Annotated in this window: 18 protein-coding genes and 1 other annotated feature; of the genes, 7 read left to right on the forward strand and 11 right to left on the reverse strand. The window is 43.9% G+C overall.

The annotated features are described in order from the left end of the window. Positions 1 to 44: 44 nt before the first annotated feature. The 5 genes from rlmD to ACAW68_10975 all read right to left on the reverse strand — a co-directional run bounded on the left by rlmD (position 45) and on the right by ACAW68_10975 (position 5528). Positions 45 to 1526, reverse strand: coding sequence for a 23S rRNA (uracil(1939)-C(5))-methyltransferase RlmD (gene rlmD, locus ACAW68_10955; protein XGA15953.1), 1482 nt, complete (start codon positions 1524 to 1526; stop codon positions 45 to 47). A gap of 110 nt (positions 1527 to 1636) precedes the next feature. Continuing rightward, positions 1637 to 1966, reverse strand: a complete 330-nt coding sequence (locus ACAW68_10960) for a hypothetical protein (protein XGA15954.1) — start codon at positions 1964 to 1966, stop codon at positions 1637 to 1639. An 88-nt stretch (positions 1967 to 2054) separates the two neighbouring features. Further along, positions 2055 to 2828 carry a hypothetical protein gene (locus ACAW68_10965; protein ID XGA15955.1) on the reverse strand — a complete coding sequence of 258 codons (774 nt, stop codon included), beginning with the start codon at positions 2826 to 2828 and terminating at the stop codon, positions 2055 to 2057. A 212-nt stretch (positions 2829 to 3040) separates the two neighbouring features. Continuing rightward, the gene (locus ACAW68_10970) at positions 3041 to 4039 is read right to left on the reverse strand and encodes a LysM peptidoglycan-binding domain-containing protein (GenBank protein ID XGA15956.1); all 999 of its coding nucleotides are present in this window, start codon (positions 4037 to 4039) and stop codon (positions 3041 to 3043) included. Between the two features lie 211 nt (positions 4040 to 4250). Next, entirely contained in the window at positions 4251 to 5528 is a 1278-nt protein-coding gene (locus tag ACAW68_10975) for an APC family permease (protein ID XGA15957.1), read from the reverse strand. Between the two features lie 109 nt (positions 5529 to 5637). Between ACAW68_10975 and ACAW68_10980 the strand changes: the two genes are divergently transcribed. Together ACAW68_10980 and ACAW68_10985 are read left to right on the forward strand one after the other, a co-directional pair. Continuing rightward, positions 5638 to 6018: a hypothetical protein gene (locus tag ACAW68_10980; GenBank protein ID XGA15958.1), complete on the forward strand. Its 381-nt coding sequence runs from the start codon at positions 5638 to 5640 to the stop codon at positions 6016 to 6018. Between the two features lie 69 nt (positions 6019 to 6087). Continuing rightward, positions 6088 to 6858 carry a transglycosylase domain-containing protein gene (locus ACAW68_10985; protein ID XGA15959.1) on the forward strand — a complete coding sequence of 257 codons (771 nt, stop codon included), beginning with the start codon at positions 6088 to 6090 and terminating at the stop codon, positions 6856 to 6858. A gap of 46 nt (positions 6859 to 6904) precedes the next feature. Here ACAW68_10985 and ACAW68_10990 read toward each other — a convergent pair whose 3' ends face one another. Next, positions 6905 to 7984 (reverse strand): BMP family protein, encoded by a 1080-nt coding sequence (locus ACAW68_10990; GenBank protein XGA15960.1) that lies wholly within the window; start codon positions 7982 to 7984, stop codon positions 6905 to 6907. 360 nt (positions 7985 to 8344) lie between these two features. On the opposite strand from ACAW68_10990, the gene guaA reads away from it, so the two are divergent. The 3 genes from guaA (at position 8345) to ACAW68_11005 (ending at position 11267) form a co-directional block, all read left to right on the forward strand. Further along, entirely contained in the window at positions 8345 to 9898 is a 1554-nt protein-coding gene (gene guaA, locus ACAW68_10995) for a glutamine-hydrolyzing GMP synthase (protein XGA15961.1), read from the forward strand. A 274-nt stretch (positions 9899 to 10172) separates the two neighbouring features. Further along, entirely contained in the window at positions 10173 to 10646 is a 474-nt protein-coding gene (locus ACAW68_11000) for a hypothetical protein (protein XGA15962.1), read from the forward strand. Between the two features lie 96 nt (positions 10647 to 10742). Further along, complete coding sequence (locus tag ACAW68_11005; GenBank protein ID XGA15963.1) at positions 10743 to 11267, forward strand: hypothetical protein; 525 nt, start codon at positions 10743 to 10745, stop codon at positions 11265 to 11267. A 117-nt stretch (positions 11268 to 11384) separates the two neighbouring features. Here the strand turns inward: ACAW68_11005 and ACAW68_11010 are convergent, their stop codons facing one another. Both ACAW68_11010 and ACAW68_11015 read right to left on the reverse strand, forming a co-directional pair. Next, positions 11385 to 12164 (reverse strand): ABC transporter permease, encoded by a 780-nt coding sequence (locus ACAW68_11010; protein XGA15964.1) that lies wholly within the window; start codon positions 12162 to 12164, stop codon positions 11385 to 11387. A gap of 23 nt (positions 12165 to 12187) precedes the next feature. Continuing rightward, a complete protein-coding gene (locus tag ACAW68_11015) occupies positions 12188 to 13123 on the reverse strand; it encodes an ATP-binding cassette domain-containing protein (GenBank protein XGA15965.1) in 936 nt (311 codons plus the stop codon). Between the two features lie 176 nt (positions 13124 to 13299). On the opposite strand from ACAW68_11015, the gene ACAW68_11020 reads away from it, so the two are divergent. Then, positions 13300 to 13809 carry a MarR family winged helix-turn-helix transcriptional regulator gene (locus ACAW68_11020; protein ID XGA15966.1) on the forward strand — a complete coding sequence of 170 codons (510 nt, stop codon included), beginning with the start codon at positions 13300 to 13302 and terminating at the stop codon, positions 13807 to 13809. A gap of 119 nt (positions 13810 to 13928) precedes the next feature. On the opposite strand, the gene ACAW68_11025 is transcribed toward ACAW68_11020, so the two are convergent. Then, positions 13929 to 16055 (reverse strand): hypothetical protein, encoded by a 2127-nt coding sequence (locus ACAW68_11025; protein XGA15967.1) that lies wholly within the window; start codon positions 16053 to 16055, stop codon positions 13929 to 13931. Positions 16056 to 16780: 725 nt separating this feature from the next. Between ACAW68_11025 and ACAW68_11030 the strand changes: the two genes are divergently transcribed. After that, entirely contained in the window at positions 16781 to 17053 is a 273-nt protein-coding gene (locus ACAW68_11030; protein ID XGA15968.1) for a hypothetical protein, read from the forward strand. A 178-nt stretch (positions 17054 to 17231) separates the two neighbouring features. Here the strand turns inward: ACAW68_11030 and ACAW68_11035 are convergent, their stop codons facing one another. Further along, positions 17232 to 19103 carry an alpha/beta hydrolase family protein gene (locus ACAW68_11035; protein ID XGA15969.1) on the reverse strand — a complete coding sequence of 624 codons (1872 nt, stop codon included), beginning with the start codon at positions 19101 to 19103 and terminating at the stop codon, positions 17232 to 17234. A 23-nt stretch (positions 19104 to 19126) separates the two neighbouring features. Further along, on the reverse strand, positions 19127 to 20020 hold the full coding sequence (locus ACAW68_11040) for a MetQ/NlpA family ABC transporter substrate-binding protein (protein ID XGA15970.1): 894 nt from the start codon (positions 20018 to 20020) through the stop codon (positions 19127 to 19129). Between the two features lie 102 nt (positions 20021 to 20122). Next, positions 20123 to 20393: a binding site (T-box leader), on the reverse strand. Between the last annotated feature and the right edge of the window lie 4 nt (positions 20394 to 20397).

Genomic DNA, 20397 nt, shown 5'->3' on the forward strand with positions numbered 1-20397 from the left:
CCCAACTGAAAAAGGACGCGCAATTAATTTGCGCGTCCTCTATCTTACTTGCTCTTCTTCGTAAACTTAACAATACCTTCCCAACGAGCAGTTTGTGGGAACATATCAATTGATTGGATGTATTCAACATCATAAACACGCGTCAAGTCGACCAAATCACGGGCCAACGTTGATGCATTACATGACACATACACAAACTTATCTGGTTGTGTTTCCAAAATTGTCCAACGCAATTCTTCATCCAAACCAGTACGTGGCGGATCAACAACCAAAGCGTCGGCAACCCAGCCTTCGTTTGCCCAGCGTGGAATCAAATCTTCAGCTGCACCTGTGTAGTAGGCAGCATTCTTAACACCGTTATCAGCCGCATTTTCATTTGCGTCATCGATGGCTTCAGGAACCGTATCCATACCACGCACCTCACCAGCATGATCAGCCAATGAAATACCGATGGTTCCAACTCCTGAGTAGGCGTCAATCAACTTATCGGCTTGCGTCAAATCAAGCGCTGAGATGGCCTCGTTGTACAAACGTTGCGTTTGGCGTGGGTTCAATTGCAAGAATGCACGTGGTGACAACTTGAACGTCTTACCGTTAATCGTCTCCGTAATGTACTCACTCCCCCACAACAACTTGGTATCTTCACCCCAAACAAGTGACGTCTTGTCTGAGTTGATGTTCTGGTGAACAGAAACAACTTCAGGCAATTCCTTGTTGATACGTGCAATCAATTCATCAGCACTAGGCAAGTACTTGCCGTTCGTAACAATCGTCAATTGCACATCACCTGTCGTTTCTGACACGCGGGCAATCAACGTCTTAACGATTCCTGAGTTCTTGCGCTCGTTGTAAATTGGCATGTCCATATCAGCCAAAATATCACGCACCTTACGCACTACCTTCAATGTTGCTGGGTGTTGCGTTGAAACCTTTGGCAAATCAACCAAGTCGTGAGAATTACGCTTGTACATTCCCACGGCCAACTTACCGTCAACTTCTCGAACCGGGAATTGCGCCTTGTTACGGTAACCATCTGGGTTTTCCATACCAATCGTTGGGCGCAAATCAAACTTTTCATATCCTTCAGGCTTGTACTTTTCCAAGGCCTGACGAATCACATCTTGCTTAAATTCTAGTTGGCCATCGTAAGACAAGTGCTCCAATTCAAAGCCACCAACTTCTTGGTTATCAACTGGATCAACACGCTTTGGTGAGCGTTGCTTAATCTTACGAACACGCGCTTCGATGAACTTGTCTGTGACGTTCGTTACAACAACATCAACAACTTCATCAGGAAGTGCTCCTGGAATAAACGTAATCTTACGCTTATAGTAACCAATTCCTTCACCGTTGATTCCCAATCGCTTGATGGTAATCAACAGCTTGTCACCAACGTTAACTTCGACGTTTTGTTGGTTGCGATTATCACGACGAGGTCCACGTGTTCCACGTGGAACAAACTTGCCGCGATTTTGATTGTTGCCACCCTTACCTTGGTAAGGACGACGCTTCTTTTCTTCAGCCATTTCGTTCTACAAAGACTTATCGTCTACTCTTTCTATAAGATAGTTCTATTCTAACATGTAGGAAGTAAAAATGACCGGTCAGTCCTTCGCGACTAATCGGTCATTCGTTTTTAAATTAAGCCACTGTTCAACAACCAGGGCAGCCCATATCCAATCATCAACCCTAAGATAACAACGCCAACCAAACTACCAATAAAATCATGTCGCTTACGACGAGCAATTGCTTCTGCTTCTTCACGCATTTGTTGTTCAATGATCGGACGCAATTCTGGGTGCTCAATCATCATCACTTGGCGACGGAGTTCGAAGTCTTTTTGACTCAACTCATTTTGCGTTGCCAACTCTTGCGCTTGTTGCTGCAAAAGCCAATTTTGCTCACGCGTTGCATTAGCCGCATCCTGCACTGCATTAGTGTGTTGTTGCAATTCATAAGATTCCATATTCAACTTACCTCTCTAAAAGTCATAGATATAATACGCTTCTAGAAAGTAAATTGCTGGTTTCCAGCTTGTGAAATAGTTAGATAATTTACCCCTCCGATGAGGACATCACTACCCCTAATGAAACCTTATCGACCTTATCAGATGTCTCTAGTTCCTTTAAATCTGCAATGTTTCCCGTAATAACAACACCAGGGAATTTCGCTGAAGCCAAATTTGGTACCTGCTTTGGCCATGACATTTCCGATTTGAAACGATTATAAGACTTCAAATAATATCGGTAGTCACCCGTTGGATCTTCTTTTCCGATTGGAACACCTACATACTCTGCGTTTCCAGTGGCAATCCCTGACCACAGCCAAGTAACAGCCACGCTTCCAGGCATCCCCCGTTTAATTTCGTCATAGGTCAACTTCGATTTGAACGTCACCGCAAGCTCAGCAACATCGTCATCACGATATTTCGAAAAGTCAGCTTTAACAAAGCGCTCCTGTGATTTCCCGTTAAACTGCAATAATCGCTGTCCATTCTCACTATCTCGCCAACTACCATCAGCGAAAAATTGGCTATTTTGCCTTAACTGATTTCGCCCCATGGCGTTATACAAATAGGTCTGATTCTTCCACTGAATAACTCGGTCCGAAATTTCCTTACTGGCGCGGTAGTCAACCCTCCCCATGAACCGTCCAATACCAGAAGCAATTAAATAATTCGTCTTAACATTAGGCGTGGTGATAGCTGTCCAATGTTCAACATCCGCCCGCATTAATGCACCCTGCTTATCAGTGCGATGAAACAAGAACAGCACAACTACACTTCCCACGACAAATACTGCAAAAGCAAATCCAAACACCCTCTTCATATCCCGACATAATCCTTGTTCATTAATATTTTGCGCAACATCTTGTTACCTGCATATCTTTCTTGGTATGTCTTTCAATATAGGGGTTTGTCCATTTTTTCACCACTATGAATTTTTTATATTTTTTAAAATAAATCTCGCGCATGACGGTTAAGACCTTGCGATAACTGAAAAGGACCCGCAAAATGCGAGTCCCTAAATGAGATTTTATATTACCACCAACCGTTAGCAACACGGAATGACACGGCGTTATCGATTGATCCGTAACGCGTCACAGCGTAGTTAACCATACCGGCTGTTTGTTCTGAAACTGAACCAGTTCCCCATGATTGCTTGGTTTGACCCAAACCACGGTAACCGTTTGGTGAAACGATATCTGGGTTTCCACCTGATTCAGGCATCACGATGTTTGACCACAAAGCATCCGTTCCGCCGGCCGCAATAAATTGATCATAAACTGAACCAGTTGCTGCTGGCGCTGGCGTTTCAGCTGCCACTTCGGCCGTTTGGTAAGCCGTTGTGACACCTGAGTCCGTCGTTTGCGTGAATGAATCAGCTTGCGTTGGTGCACCGACGTAGTTTGACGCTGGAGCTGCCACGACAGGCGCCTCTGATGCTTCTTCGGCAACCGGAGCAACTTCTGATACGTCTGATGCTACCGGTGCCTCTGAGGCTGCTGGCGCTTCTGACACAACAGGTGCTTCAGATACCACTGGCGCCTCTGACGTCACAACTGGGGCAGCACTTTCAACAACTGGTGCAACCGGCGCTGCTTGGGCAACCAAATTAATCGTTTGACCGATAAAAATTGTGTCATTCGCCGTCAAACCGTTAATTGCCAATAAATCAGCCAACGTCATGTTGTTTGCTTGGGCAATGGCGAAAAGCGTATCACCATTCTTCACCGTGTATGAACCATTTACGCCAACTGGGGCAGCGGTCGTCGTTGCCGTCGCATCTGCATCAGCTCGCACCGGCGTAACCGTTCCGTCACCATTAACCGTCAATGACACACCCGTCAAAATGAAGTTTGCGTCTTCAATGTTGTTATCACTAGCAATCTTTTCAACCGTCGTTCCCATTGCATTGGCAATGCTCGTCAACGTATCACCAGCCTTAACCGTGTATGTATCAGCTGATGCGTTCACACCAACGGCAACCGTTGCGACTCCTGCAGTTGTCATTGCTGTCAAAATTTGTTTATTAATCATTTAATGTCTCCTATATTCGTAGAGGCCTACAATCCTACAAAATATCCACTCTCTATGATACCGGTGCATTATTCACAACACGTTACAAAACCTCGCCCTTAAACCATTTTTAACTACCATAAGAATTGACTAGGAAACTTTAGAAAGTTATTTTGCAGGCATTAAAAAAATCACTCACAACCAAAATTTTTGGTCATAAGTGACATGCCGTTTAATGGCGTCGTTGTTCCACGCTGTAAATAATCGTTCCTAATATCGCAAAGCCAATACCAACCAAAACCGTCGTAAACGCAAAGGTTGTAAACAAATATGCGACCACCACAATAGTTAGGTAAGTCATCCATTTCCCGCCTGGTAGCTTATAGCCAGTTGGCAATGTCGCATCACCGCGTAGCTTAATCGATGAGAAAATTGTTCCTAAGTATTGCACGAAGTCACTCAGCACAATCAGCTTGATTAAAAATAGATAACTACCGCTCAAAATCAAGCCACCTGAGATGGCGATTGTTAGCAAGATGGCGCCAACTGGTGCACCGTAGCGATTCAAACGTGAGAATTCACGTGGCAGGAACCCGCGTTCACGGGCCATCGAGGCCAATTCAATTGGTGAATTAAATGATGTCGCAATCGCAACACCGATAATCGACAACATCATCCCCGTGATGATAATTGTCCGGCCAACACGGCCCAAAATAACATTAAAAATGTCCGCGACCGGCAAAGCTGAACCAGCCAAATGATCACCCAAAACTGTCATTGCGACTACTTGCATCAAAACGAAAATCGCTGTCGTAGCTAACATCACCGTCGAAATCGCACGTGGCAACATTTTGCCAGGGTTCTTCATCTCTTTGGCTGCGATTGGAATCAGTGAGAATCCAGTAAACATATAGAAGGCATTTCCAAAGGCGCCTGAGAAATCATGCGCCGGTTTCGCTTGTGCGATTGAGAATTGCGATGTGCTACCCAGCAGCAACCACACAACCGTTGCAATGAACACGGCTAAAATGACCCCGATTTTTATCAAACTGGACGCATCATCTATGCGACTCGCAATACCTGTACCGAAGTAATTCATGATTCCCAGCAGCAACATAATACCGATAGCCAAACTATTATAGACTAACGGCGTCCCAACCGCTGGTACCAGTCCAGTTAACGTTTTTAAAAAGGCCGCCGTTTCAGCACTGATGGTAATTACCCCAAACAGCCAGCCAAACCAGCCCACCAAAAATCCTGGGTAATGCCCAAAGGCACGCTTGGTGTACACCCACGCACCGCCGTCTTCATCAATTCGCGATGACATGACGGCATAATGCATCGCGATTAGCGTCGCTGAAATACCGGCTAATGCGATTGCCAATAAGACGTATTGGCCACCCTGCTTGTACATCGTACTCGGTAGCAAAAACAGCCCACCACCGATGACACCGTTAATACCTAGCAGTACAACACTCGGGAATCCAATACCTTTTTTGAATTTTTTCATTGTTCAATCCCCCCTAAGGCCCAGTCTACCTAAATTTCGTGCCTTTTTCATTTACAAGTTGTTAAGGACGAACGATAATGATGGCAACAAAACAAAGGAGGCCACCATCATGATGACTTTAGGACAATATGAAACACTTGCATCTGCATATAACAACACGAGTACCATCACGTACCCCATTCCTGCATCATTACCAGTTGGAACTACCGAAGTTATCAATGAAGATGGACTTCAAATGAACATCACGAATACCGCAGACGGTGTTACTGAAATTCGTTTTGATGCTGACGCGAATGATCGTCGCTACCCTGGCACATTCCAAGGATTCGAGTTCGGTATGCACTGGATGCACCCTTCATTTATCGGCGCCTTTTTGGAAGCCAAGGATAACCACAACCAACACTTCCTTGGTGATAACGGCACGGCTGCTTATGACGCTTTCGTCGATTCTGACAACCACCTAACCGTCACACTTACGCCAAGTCACTAACAGTTCAGCGTTGCTTTTAAAGGAAATTCCCCGTATGCTATCAGAATAATGCTTACGGAGGATTTGCCGATGGCGAGTCGCAAAACACGTCGACAACGACACAATCCAGTTAAAAACCTGATGAAATGGCTGGCAACCATCATTGTCATCATGCTGTTAGCGGGTGGGGCTTACGTTGGTTACGCCATTCATCAAGCGCCAACCATTACGGATTCAGCCCTCAAAGCGAATCCCAGTCCCGGGGACAATCAAGTTCATGTCACCTATGACAACATTCCGAACGATTATCGTAATGCGTTGATTTCAACCGAAGATCGCACGTTCGAAACGAACAACGGTGTCAGCCTAGGTGGGGTATTCAACTTGGTTGTTTCAAACATCAAGGCCCGCTTTGGCGATGGCGTTGCCTGTGGTGGTTCGTCAATCACCCAACAACTTGTTAAGTTGACCGTTTTCTCAACTAGCAAGGCGGATCAAACACCAACCCGCAAAATTCAAGAGATTTATCTAGCGCTTCAGTTGAACAAAACGCATTCTAAAGCACAAATTTTGGAATACTATGTCAATAAAATTTACGAAGGCCACTACCAATACGGTGCGCAAACAATTGCCTACTACTATTTTGGTAAGCCTTTGTCTCAATTGACGTTGTCACAAACGGCCATCATCGCCGGTTTGGGTCAAAGTCCATCAAACTTCGACTTGTACAGCAATCCTGAATTGGTCGAAAAGCGTCGCAACATCGTGCTGGCCGCGATGCTAGATAATGACAAAATTAATCACCATGAATACGAAGATGCGAAGGCAACCAGCGTAACAGCCGGTTTAATTCCACGCTAAAAAACCGCGATGAACCTAAATTCATCGCGGTTTTTGTTTACATTAATTAGTTTTCAGGTGTGTCTGGAACCTTGATGTCGCCAGCAATAATCTTTGCCTTTGCATCTTCAACAGCCTTCTTCTCGTCTGCGTTCAAGTTGTTAGTTGTAACACCAACACCCTTTTCCTTCAAACCGTAGTAGACCGTCTTACCACCAGGGAACTTGTCCTTTTGGGCAGCTTCAGTAACCAATTGCACACCACGACCGATTCCAGTCAATGATGATGTCAACGTCAAGTTATCAGCCTTGCCATCCTTTGTCTTGTAGGCACCCATGTCAGTTTGATCCATGTCGACACCGATAACCCATACCTTATCCTTAGAGTCGGCAGCCAACGTTGCGTCTTGATCCTTCGCAGCTTGGAAGACACCATTTCCAACACCACCAGCGGCTTGGAAGATGATGTGCTCACCTTGTGCAATCTTAGCCTTCGCAATCGTTTGTCCCTTGGCAGGGTCTGAGAACGTACCAGCATACGTTGCATCTACCTTGATATTAGGGTCAACTGACTTCACGCCGGCTTGGTAACCAGCCAAGAATGCTTCGATAACTGGATTCTTCATACCACCAACAAAGCCAACCGTGTCATCGCCCATCGTCTTAGCCTTCGTAGCTGCAGCCACACCAACCAAGTATGATGATTGCTCTGAACGGAACATTACTGACGCAACGTTCTTGTACTTTGATCCAGCAATTTCGTCAACCAACACAAACTTCGTGTCTGGGTACTTCTTTGAAACAGTTTGAACTGAGTCCTTAAACGTGTTTCCAATTGCTGCGACAACGTTGTACTTAGCCGTTGCGGCTTGCGTCAATTGCGTGTTGTAATCCGCAACTGTCTTAGGTTGGAAGTAGTTGTATCCGTTTTGGCCCTTTTCCAAGCCGTTTTCCTTACCCCACTTCTCCAAACCTTCCCAAGCGCTTTGGTTGAAGCCCTTGTCGTTAACACCGTTCGTGTCTGAAACAACCGCTGCAGTGAACTTATTGCTTGAACCACCGTTGCTTCCTGACGTTGCTGCGTATGCAATTCCTGCAACTGCGACAAGTGCCACTCCACCAATAATTAAGTTACGACGTGAAACCATTTTCCTAATACCTCCAAGTATAAAATCCCTCGACCCGACCACTCGTTTTGCCGGCCAAAACTGGCCAACTCAGAGTCCATATAAAAATTTAATTTTTACCACTATAAAGGTGTATTTAAGATAATGCAAGGGCTAAGTCATTACAAAAATCATCGGTTTTGAATTATTAAAAACGATTAACCTGATTATCAACGTATGAACCCTTTAAAATAAGTATTTTTCGTCAATAACTTATTTTTAGTAACTATAATTATGAGAACATTGTAATATGTGAACAAATTACGAACATTCCAAAAAGTTATCATTGATAAATATCGACAAGTACGTATAATTAGAAACAACTTATTAATGGGGGACATTATGGGAAACACACAAGCACACGACAGTATTCTTGTTTTGGACTTTGGATCACAGTACAACCAGCTCATTTCACGACGTATTCGCGAATTGGGTGTGTACTCAGAACTAAAGCCCCACACTTTGACGGCAGCCGAGATTAAGGAACTAAATCCTAAGGGACTTATTTTCTCTGGCGGACCAAACTCGGTTTACGAAGACGGCGCCTTCACAATTGACCCAGAGGTGTTCAACTTGAACATTCCTATTTTGGGTGTCTGCTACGGTATGCAACTGATGGCGCACGTTTTGCCAGGGGGAAAAGTTGCACCGGCTAACGATTCAGCTGAATACGGCGAAACTGAAATGGATGTGACGGATGATAGCGCGCTATTGTTCGGCAACACCCCTGAGAAGCAAACTGTTTTGATGTCACACGGAGACTATGTTGAACAAGTTCCCGACGGCTTCAAGGCGGTTGCAACGTCAGAAAGCACGCCAATCGCTGCAATGGAAGACACATACCACAACTTCTACGGTGTGCAATTCCACGCTGAAGTGCAACACACTGAATACGGGATGCAAATCTTGGAAAACTTCGTCGACAAGGCTGTTCGCGCTGAGCGTAACTGGTCAATGGATGATTTCATCGACGAGCAAATCAAGCAAATCCGCGAAACGGTCGGCGACAAGAAGGTCTTGTTGGGACTTTCTGGTGGTGTTGATTCATCAGTCGTTGGTGTGTTGTTGCAACGCGCCATCGGTGACCAATTGACATCAATCTTCGTTGATCACGGTTTGCTGCGTAAGAATGAAGCTGATGAAGTAATGGCATCACTTGGTGGTAAGTTCGGTTTGAACATCATCAAGGTCGACGCCCAAGAACGTTTCCTATCAAAGCTTGCCGGGGTTACTGACCCTGAGCAAAAGCGTAAGATTATCGGAAACGAATTCATCCGCGTATTTGACGAAGAAGCTGCAAAGCTTGATGGTATCGACTTCTTGGCCCAAGGAACGTTGTACACGGACGTTATCGAGTCAGGTACTGATACTGCGCAAACAATTAAGTCACACCACAACGTTGGCGGACTGCCTGAAGACATGCAATTCCAATTGATTGAGCCTTTGAACACGCTCTTCAAGGATGAAGTACGTGCTTTGGGTGAAAAGTTGGGTATGCCACACGAACTTGTTTGGCGCCAACCATTCCCCGGCCCTGGTCTTGGAATCCGTATTTTGGGTGATGTCACTGAAGACAAGCTTGAAATTGTGCGCGAATCTGACGCTATTTTGCGTGAAGAAATCGCCAAGCACGGCCTAGACGGTGAAGTTTGGCAATACTTCACGGTATTGACTGGCGTTCGTTCAGTCGGCGTCATGGGAGACGGTCGTACGTACGACTACACCATTGCCATCCGTGCCATTACGTCAGTCGACGGTATGACGGCTGACTTCGCAAAGTTGCCATGGGACATCTTGGAAGAGATTTCTCGCCGCATCGTAAACGAAGTCGACCACATCAACCGCGTCGTCTACGACATCACGGCTAAGCCACCGGCAACTGTTGAGTGGGAATAATTTCAAATCAAAAGATAAATCGAGACTACCGATATATCAATGATTTTCAACCACACAAACGAATTTAAAACCACTTTATAGAAGTTGGTTCCCTGCTAAATCCCCTACTATTTTATGTGGGGCGAATATACAGAAAAACGCTTGGAAATTGCATCCAAGCGTTTTTCTTTTTACTATTTTCTACTTGTCTGCTCTGTTCCTATGCTGCCAATAATTAATTCAAAAAGAACTTGTATATTAATGATTAACACAAGACTAAATTGGAGAAATCTGCATGAAAAAGAAGACAAAAGCAATCATCATATTGGCTATTGCAGCAATGGTCTTAGCGCTGATATTTACTGTGTTCATACTAATTAAGAATACTAATGACAAGTCACCAGGTTTGAAGTTACAAACTGACTTTGGTCATACGCAGCAAAAAAAGACAAAAGCACCGGCTATCAAAATTACAGGTGTTACATCAATTTCTTTTGATGAAACTACAAAAACGAGTTATACGAAGTTGACGAATCCAAAAGGAAATCCGTGCTACTTCAAGTTTGTGATGAAGATTAAGGAAACCGGGCAGGTTGTTTACGAATCCGATTACGTGAAGCCAGGGAAGACGATTCAAAGTGAAGTTATGACAGCCGACTTGAAAAAAGGAATCTACGAAGGGGTTTTGGAGATTCAAACACGAGAGTTAGAGAAACCTCATGAATCAATGAATGGTTTAAATACTAACCTTTCGATAATAGTGAACTAACAAAAGTCCAAATGAATTTTGTTCATAATTGAATGGTAGTCTGAGCTTGAGTTAAAAAGAAATGTACATTAAAGCAGATAAAGATGGAGGGTCACAATGAAAAAAAGAAAAATTTTTACGATGCTTGCCACCACGCTTCTTTCGAGCTCCTTTATGAGTGGTGTGATCTTTGCAACTGACATCAATAGCGCCGGTAGTTACGAAACAACAGTCATAGATAATAATTCTGACACAGGCGAGTTCTCGCTGACTATTCCATCAGAAGTACAGATGAATGAGCATTTCAGCGTATCGCTTACAAAAGCAATTTTACCCGACAATAAGACGTTATCAATGCGCGTTAATGACGGTTCAGATTCTGGCGCATTTGATAGTGCCGTATTTCCACTTTATGCTGCAGATGGTTCACAAGATGGTCAATTCAATGTATTCAAAGGAACTGCGACATTGACCAACCGTGATAATATCTTCACTTACTACTCTGATAATCCTCAACCAACAGCTAGTTCTCCAATTACAGTTGATTTGCAACCCAAGCGCGATACAAGTGTTGCTTATACTAAAGATGGTCAACACTCTGGACCAATAACCTTTGTTGTAAGCTTCGGTACATGGTACTAAGTCAAGTTGATCTCACTCTCTGAATTTGCGCTCAGAGCGAGTTTATCAATTACTACTAAATCACACAAAACCCTGCATCAAAGTTCGAAAACAACCTTGATGCAGGGCTTTTAATTATTAATTCTTACGGTTATAAACCAACACAGTTAGCGGTGCAAAGATTGCAACTACCAATACACCAGCGCCTAGTACAATCCAGGCTTGGTTCGACCAAACGCCTTGGTTTAGCATGACACGTGATGCCTTAATGACATATGTTACTGGGTTTAGGTTTACCAAAATTTGCATGACATGTGGCAACGTCCTAACTGGTACGAATGCGCTTGATAGGAACGTTAGCAAAAGCATCGTGATTAATGAGACACTTTCGACCATCGTTGAACTCTTGGCAACCATACCGTACAAAGCAAATCCCCAGCTCAATGCCCATCCCAAGAACACATCTAGCAACACAACGACAACTACCCAACCAAATCCAGCAGTTGGACGCCATCCCATTAGGAAGCCAGTCGTCAATGACGCGATTGCAGCGATAAACAAACGCAAAATATCTGCGAATAGTTGTCCGGCCAATGGTGCGATGTGGGCGATTGGCAATGACTTCAAACGATCATAAATACCCGAATTCATGTCGTCGCTAATTTGGGTACCAGAACCTGATGCAGCTGAAATCAACGCTTGCATGAGAATTCCCGGCACAATCGTTGGCAAATAAGCGTGTACGTTGCCGGCAATCGCCCCACCAAATAGGTAACCAAACATCAACATGAACATCACGGGTTGCACAATCACATCCAAAAACTTGTCTGGGTTGTGTAACGTCTTTAGCAAATTACGGTATGCCATCGTGGCCGTGTTTGCAATAATATTTGTCTTGTGTGCTTGTACATCCATCATGATTCTAACCTTCTTAATTTCCCTTAATTCTTTCCAACCGTCAAAGCAAAGAACACATCATCCATAGATGGTTGTTCAACGGCCATATTCGTCATTGTGAGCCCCGCTGCCGTTAGTTGGCTCAAGATACCTGCAACCTGATTTGTATCGCGTAGTGGCGCTGTGACAGTGTTATTGGCCACCTTTACTTCTTCGTGCAACGCATCAGTTACGATTTGCTTTGCCCGGTCGGCTTGTTGTGCATCTGTCATTTCCAAACGCAGCTTTGCGCCCCCAACTTGGGCCTTTAACTCGGCTGGCGTGCCGAGACTGACCAACTTTCCGTGGTCAATCAACGCGATGCGATCAGCTAATTCATCAGCCTCTTCCAAGTACTGAGTCGTTAGGACGATTGTTGAGCCTTCTGCGACCAACTCGCGAATGGTATCCCACATTTGCGTACGAGTTCGTGGATCAAGACCCGTTGTCGGTTCGTCCAAGAAAATGAGCGCTGGCCGTGAAATCAAGCTAACTGCCAAATCCAAACGGCGACGCATACCACCTGAGAAATTCGAAATCGCCTTATCAGCCGATGCAACCAATGAAAACTTGTTCAATAATTCTTCCGTACGTTCCTTGGCTTCGCGTCGTGACAAGCCATTCAAGCGTGAGAAAATCATCAAGTTTTCGCGAGCAGAAATATCCTCATCAACCGATGCGTATTGACCAGTCAATCCAAACAATGAACGAACGACCTTAGGTTCCTTCTTAACGTCGTGTCCGAAAATTTGAATCGTTCCTGACGTTGGCTTTAGCAACGTCGTCATCATGCGCAGCGTGGTCGTCTTACCCGCTCCGTTTGGTCCAAGCAAACCGAACACCTCACCACGCTTGATATTAAATGACACGTTATCAACCGCCGTTTGCGTGCCAAACATCTTAGTCAATCCTTCAATTTCAACTGCATACTCTTCACTCATGATATTGCCTTCTTGTTTCCAAAATTAATTATCAGGGTACCTGACGAAAATAATAATAAGGTACCCTGATTAATATGTCAACAATTTTGTTCAGGTACCCTGTGTATTTTAGTTCATATTCGTCACGAACCCTGTTATACTGGCATTAGTAGAAAAATTTAAGGACGGCAAGATACATGGCTGATTTGATCGAAAAACACCAATTAGCAGCAAAACTATTTGAATTTACATCACTTCAGCACTTGGCTGATGAACAAGTTGAACGTCACTCACCCGTTTTCCGTGGGCAAAATAAAGTACTGGTTGCATTAAGTGAAGGCGATAATATTTCTCAAAAGGACCTCGCTGAGCGCTTGGACATGAGTGTGCAATCAACAGCTGAATTCGTCGCTAAGCTAGTTAAAAAGGACTTTGTCACTAAGACAAAGTCCCCAACTGATGGTCGTATTCAATTAATTCAGCTCACTGATAAAGGTCGCCATGAAGCCGAAAAGAGCTTATTTTACATCCCTGAGTATCTCGACTATCTAAGCCCTGAAGAATGGACGCAACTCGCAGCGATGCTAGACAAGATGAACGATGGTATCCGTGATAACTTGAAGCTTGATGGTATTCAAAACCTCGGTACCCGAATCATGCTGAGCCAGTTGGATCGCAAGACTGAAATCGACAAGAATGATAAGTAATGAAAACCACGTTGGAAAATCCAACGTGGTTTTGTTGTTTCACATGGAACATGTCAAACGATATCCGCCTTCATCAGTTATCGTTTAATAAATCACTACACCATCTCGTTATACAACAACTAAGCTACGCCAAATTCATTTTCTGCCATTTCATAGGCGTCTATAATTTCTGATTCTGATATAGATTCTCGTTGCCGTAAAACAGATATTACTGCTTCAGAAATCAATTCCTCGCGAGCATAAAGTCGCGCATCCCCAGATGCAAACATATCTTTCAACCAACTGCTCATCTTTTTATTTTGGAAGGTCATTTCAATCACCTGACTAAACTCCTCTTGCGAAAATCCAGTAGGCATAACAACATCAATGAATTCTTCCTTAAAAATTTCGAACATTTCTTTTGCATCATCTTCGATAAAATTATCCATCACTTTTTTCGCTACGGTGCTAGCCGCCAGACCACCAGCTGCAGCTCCAATAAACGTCCCAACAACAGGTATGACACTTCCGACCGCAGCACCCGCTGCAACACCTCCGGCAATTGAGGCAGCTCCAACTACTGAATTTTTAACAAGCTGTCCTACCGAAATTCGACCACGGAGAGAATCAACGATTGATGGACCAAATGTAATTGCAACCACTGCAACACCACCGGCATATTTTCCAACCGCTTCTGGATTAAATCCAACCTGTCTCCCCAGAGTAGTCATAGCTAATTTTGAAGCGTACCTATTTACAACCTCACTCTTGGCTGTCTGAGAAGCAAACACAATAATTCCCGTTGATATTGCCCCGGTTCTAAGGGCCGCATACCCAGCTTGCTTAACGGCTACATTTTGTTCTTGACCGTTCCATCTTGCAACTGCATACTGCATAACAAACGAAATTCCCGCTGCTGGTAACGAAAGTTGTACCGCATTCATTGTATCTACATACAATGATTCAATCGTTCCCGCCTTAACAACGTTCGCATAAAAATTAGTGCTATATGGCCCCTTTTTCACCAACATTTTTGCATCTGCAGGATTGGTATGCCCTGGTACTTTACCATTTTCGATTTTATTACGCATATATTCCAAGGACTTTGCATATTGATCTTTAGGTACTTCAGTAGGCATATCTCCATAACTATATTCGCCATGGTCGAATGCAAGTTTTATGCTATTCGTTCCACCTTTAATTGACGTTTTTACCTGAACTTGATTACCAAAGCTCAATCTATCTACACCGTGTTTGGCATTATCTTGTCCTTTCAAAACTGAATCTGTTAAGTAGCCTCCATCGTGGACACTATTAGCATACTCCGCACCAACACCATACCCACGAGGCCCATTCACCATTTGGTTTGTTTGAATATTATGCAGGTTATAATTTGATACCGTACCAGAAAGAGTGTTTAGCCCACTTGAAATCCGCTTTCCTTCTTCATCGATTTGAATATTTAAATCTGCTTTTCGAGCTTCATTATTTACAAAATCCAACTTAGCTTCCTGACTGATTAAATCATTAGACGATTCTTCAATCTCTGTATTCTCAGCAATCTTATCAAATAACCCTGTATACAAATCACGAGTAAATCCAGATTCAATCAAGTCGTTTAAATTAATCACTAATGATTCAAAATCAACATTTACAAAATAACCAATAGGCGTAGTGAAAATCTTACTTCCGTAGTTAACAGAAAATGTCTCATCATTTTCAATTTCTACATTCCACATACCAGAATATGGAATCCATACTGATTCTACAGTGTCTTGACCAGTTTTTTCATTTATTCCAGTCTGTTGAGAAAACCCCATTCCTCGAGACGTCACTACTGCACCAAACTCTCGTAGTTGCGACTCAATCAAGCTCATAATTGGACTATAAGCTAGAACTTCGCCACCCTGATCATCAAATGAACTCAAAAAATATTCCGCCCGTCCATACGGAATATCATCTCCTTGACATTGGAAGCTATCAGCAATTTTCTCAAAAGAATCATCCAAAGAGTCTAATGTATATGTTGACTGAGCATCACGTGCCAACCACTTTTTGAATTGCCGCTTCCGTTTAGATTCGCCATCATTCATCCCAATAATTGCAAGTATAATGAACACAGTCGTAGCAATCGCAAATAACTTTGGATAAACAATGAAACCCCGAATATAAATCACAATATCTATTAATACCAAAACACCTGCCATCTTGTCGCTAACTTTGTTTGCTATATATAAAATCAAAATGACAAAAAATAAATACCCCATAACTGATCTCCTATACCCACGTTAGTCATAGTTCTTGTATCCACACAACATCGCAAACTCAGCAAATATCTACACAAAAGCAATCGATATCTAGGAACTAAAAACATTTAATATCAATCCACAAAATTGGGAACAATATTGTGGTTTAAAAGCACAAATTAATATACCAATCCAAACTGAAAATTTCCCCACAGAATTACACACAAATCGTACCACCGAAGGAGTTTCCCTTACCAATAAAAACACTTTTTCACAGCTTCGTAGCACCAGCGCTTCACCATGAAAATTTTGCGCCACCAAAATCGCCTTTTCGATACATCATTTCAATCACCTCGTCTTACTTGATGACACAAGTATAGGAATTGCGTGCGAAATTATTTGTCGTTTAATCAAAAAGAGCCAAACGACTTTCAAATCGCTTGGCTCTACTGATTGATTCATTTTGGCAGGTGATTTTAGCATGAAAACCAATAATTACTAGACTACCATTTATTTTTTTCGTCATTATAATGATAGATATACCAACGGAAGGAGAGACATTTACAACTGAATATTACCAATGTTGTCGTGAACAGATTATATAAAGCAGACTGAGAATGTCGGAGGTTTTTTGACCTCCGACGTGACCAAGTCGCCCTTATCAGGTGCGTCTTTGGTCTAAAACGCCTGACTGAAGTCAGGTGTTTTAGACCAACAGCTGCTGTGACAAATCAAGGAGCATACTGATGAACGAAAATATTTACACACAACTTGTCGCTGATTTTGCTGCAGCTAACGGCTTCACCTTTTACCAAGGTGCGCAAGCTAGCCCAGCACTCATTCGCAACTGGGAAAACGGTTCGCTGAAGATCCACTTTGTTTCCTATGGGAATGATGGTCAAACTGCAAGCTGGCATTTCATTAACGAGGGGTTCAGCCATCCAGTTTCTCACAAGGGCACTGGTATTGATGAATTAACTGATTGGATCAACAATACAATCACACCTCAACTTGCTTAAAGATTCACGGAAGCGGTCAAACTTGACCACTTTCCCCAAACATATGGTAAAATCACCTGCCGTTTTTAAAACGATACATATTCGCCAACGTTCCACGTGAAACATTGGCACCTAAATTGACATACATATAACAAATCAGCCATCCCCCAACACAAGTTGGGAGATGGCTGATTTTTCATTATTTAAGCGTCTTATTTAACCATTCAAACATGACAGTCAGTCGCGCATCGCGTAAGTTCGGTAACCCATTACGCGATACACCGTGCCATGATTGCGGGAAACGTACCATTTCAACCGGCGTATCCGTTAACGTCTTCACCGCCGTGAAATACATTTCCGTTTGCGCAATTGGTGTCCGTAAATCATATTCACCATGCATCATTAGTAGTGGTGTTTTAACCGCTCCAGCGTACGTAATTGGCGAGCGCTTAATCAATTCTGCTCGACCAGCTTCCGTATATGGCGTTGTCCCCATTTCGTCAGCGACAAAGTTATACCCAATGTCACTGGCACCTGTTAGATGTAGCCACTCTGTTACTGGTCGTTGTGAAACAGCCGCTTGGAATCGATCAGTATGACCAATGGCCCAAGTCGTCATAAAGCCACCATACGACCCACCAATAATGATTTGTCGGGTCGCATCAATCTTATCCGCATAACGTTTAATAGCCCTATCTAAGCCCGCTAATACATCCCGATAATCTTGTTCACCATAATGGTTTACTACTGCATTGATAAACGCTTGGCCGTATGTTGTTGAACCATGCGGATTCGTAAAGACAACGTTGTAGCCCGCTTCCGCAAAGCGTTGGAATTCCCAGAAGAACGCATCCCCATAAGCGCCATGAGGACCACCGTGAACATATAGCACAACTGGTGCTGGCTCCTCTGAATGCGCTGGTAAGAACCACCCATCCACATCCGAACCGTCTTCACTAGCAAACGTGAATTTTTCAGCTGCCGTAAACGACAACGTCGGATTAGCATCATAACGCACCGTTTGTTCATGCGTGTCTAAATCGACTGTAATCAAACTGCTTGGGTGACGCGTATCTTGTTGCGCAATCACCAATTCACGATCAACAATCGTAAAATCAGTTAGCAGTTGCGGCTCATCAAGCAGTCGCGTAATCTTGCCAGCTACCGTTCCTTGATATAGACGCGTGTGTCCGTGGTAGCCAGTTTCAAAGATGTACGTTTCTGAATCCAACCAACGCACATGGCGTCCTTGCCCCTGCACGATGACATCAGAATTGGGTTCTGCCAACAATTCTTCGTCATCAAAAGCCAATCGTACTTGATGACCATCATAATAATGCAGGCTTACTGCACGTCGATTAGGATATTGATTATCGTTGCCAAGAACCAAAATTTGCGTTGCATCTGGTGCAATTGTCGCTTCATAAACCTGTGCCAAATTCGTGGGCACTGTGGTTTGCGTCTTAGTTTCAAAATCAATCGTGCGTAATTCTGAACGATATTCGTGAGCGTCCTCATCATTCGTTTGCACAATAATGACCGCCTGCGTATCAGTCGCATCTGCAACCTTAACCGGCAACGAGAACGTGCCCAATAAACGCGTCACCCCTGAAGCCGTGGCTTGATAAATCTCAAAGCGACGTTGCTCATCAATAAAGCCCACGCCGTCATCTTTATAATGGCGCTTCGTATAATATCGCACCGTTGGTCGCTCACTGACGGCATTAAACGATGCTTGTGTTTCAACTTGAACAGCAAACACAACACCCGCCCCATCAGGTGTTGGCACAAAACTCGTGATGGAATCACTTTGATGCGTTAATTGCACCGTTTCGCCAGCAACAGAACGGCGGTATAGTTGCCCATCATGCTGATAGAAAATAGCCTGTGTCGTTCCTTGCAAATCGGTTGCGTCATTCACCAACGTGGTCGTATCCGTCTCATTCACAACCACCACATTCGTTTGATAACGATTCCCAATTTCGTCCGCGACACTTTCCGTCGCATATAGCGTTTGACCAACAATCGTTGGACGTGCGATTCCCCTGATGTTTCCTAGTGCTGTTACCATTCAAATCCCCCTCGATTTTTTGATTAGTTTGATGATGCAGATGACGCGTCGCTAGCCGTATCGGCCGTCACAACCGTAGCCTTAGGGGCACCCTTCCAAGCTGCGATTTCCGTACCGTTGTTGTGGTCGTTGATGTATTGCCCAACTTCCTTCGTTTGGTATGACTTTACCAAAGCCTTAATATACCACTTCTTAGCATCGTCATGACGCGCTGCAATAATGTTCACCCATTGGTGTGATTGCTTGTTGTTTGCATTCCAAACGTAGATGGCTGAGTTCGGGTTGCGACCAGCTGCTTCAACGAATGTAGCTGAAATAACGGCGGCATCAACTGAATTCAAGCTAGCCAACGTTTGATCCGCTGCCAATTCCTTCACGTGCAAATTCTTAGAACTTGAAACGATGTCACGAACAGTTGGGCTTGTGACACCTGCCTTAATCTTAATCAAGCCAGCTGCTTGCAACAAGAACAAGGCACGCGCTTCATTGGTTGGGTCATTAGCAACCGCAATCGTCCCACCGTCTGGAATGTCCTTCACTGACTTGTACTTATCTGAGTACAAGCGACCAGGTCCCAAAACCGTCTCACCAACTGGTTGCAAGTCTGCCTTGTGCGCCTTATTCCAATCTGACAAGAAAGCGTAGTGTTGGAAGGCATTTGCATCAATATTGCCTTGCTTCAAAGCCGCGTTTGGTTGGTTGAAGTCCGTAAAGGTAATCAACTTAATCTTGATACCGCGCTTCTCACCATTCTTCTTAACAATGTTCCAAACGGCTTGATCCGTCTTAGATGGTGAATTGATTCCCACCTTCACCGTCTTCAATTCCTTTGCTGATGCCACAACTGATGTTGCTGGGATAACTGCGCCGGCCACTGCCAATGTCAAAACTGCACTTGTAATAATCTTCTTGCTCATAATTTCCACTCTCCGTTTAAACCCAATTTATTAACCTATCTTTGATGGCTGTTTATTTGGCCGAATAAACAAAAAACCGGGGACCGTGTCTTATGACACAATCCCCGGGACGAAATGACTCGTGTTACCACCCAGTTTTCTTATTCAGTCACCCGAATAAGCTTACACGTACGCCTTCAAGCCGGACTAGTCGACAGCCGCCGGAAATACGTTGGCGCTATAACGGGCGCACCCGGTAACCACTTACAGAACCTGCTCGCAGTCACACACTAACTCAGAGACCATTTTCACGATTTGCCAATCACTAGCTTTCACCAAACGCTAGCTCTCTGCAGATTTTTCAATCGCTACTACATCTCGTCTTCGTTGATGTGATT

This window comes from Weissella confusa, assembly GCA_041871065.1.
GTDB classification, from domain to species: Bacteria; Bacillota; Bacilli; order Lactobacillales; family Lactobacillaceae; genus Weissella; species Weissella confusa_A.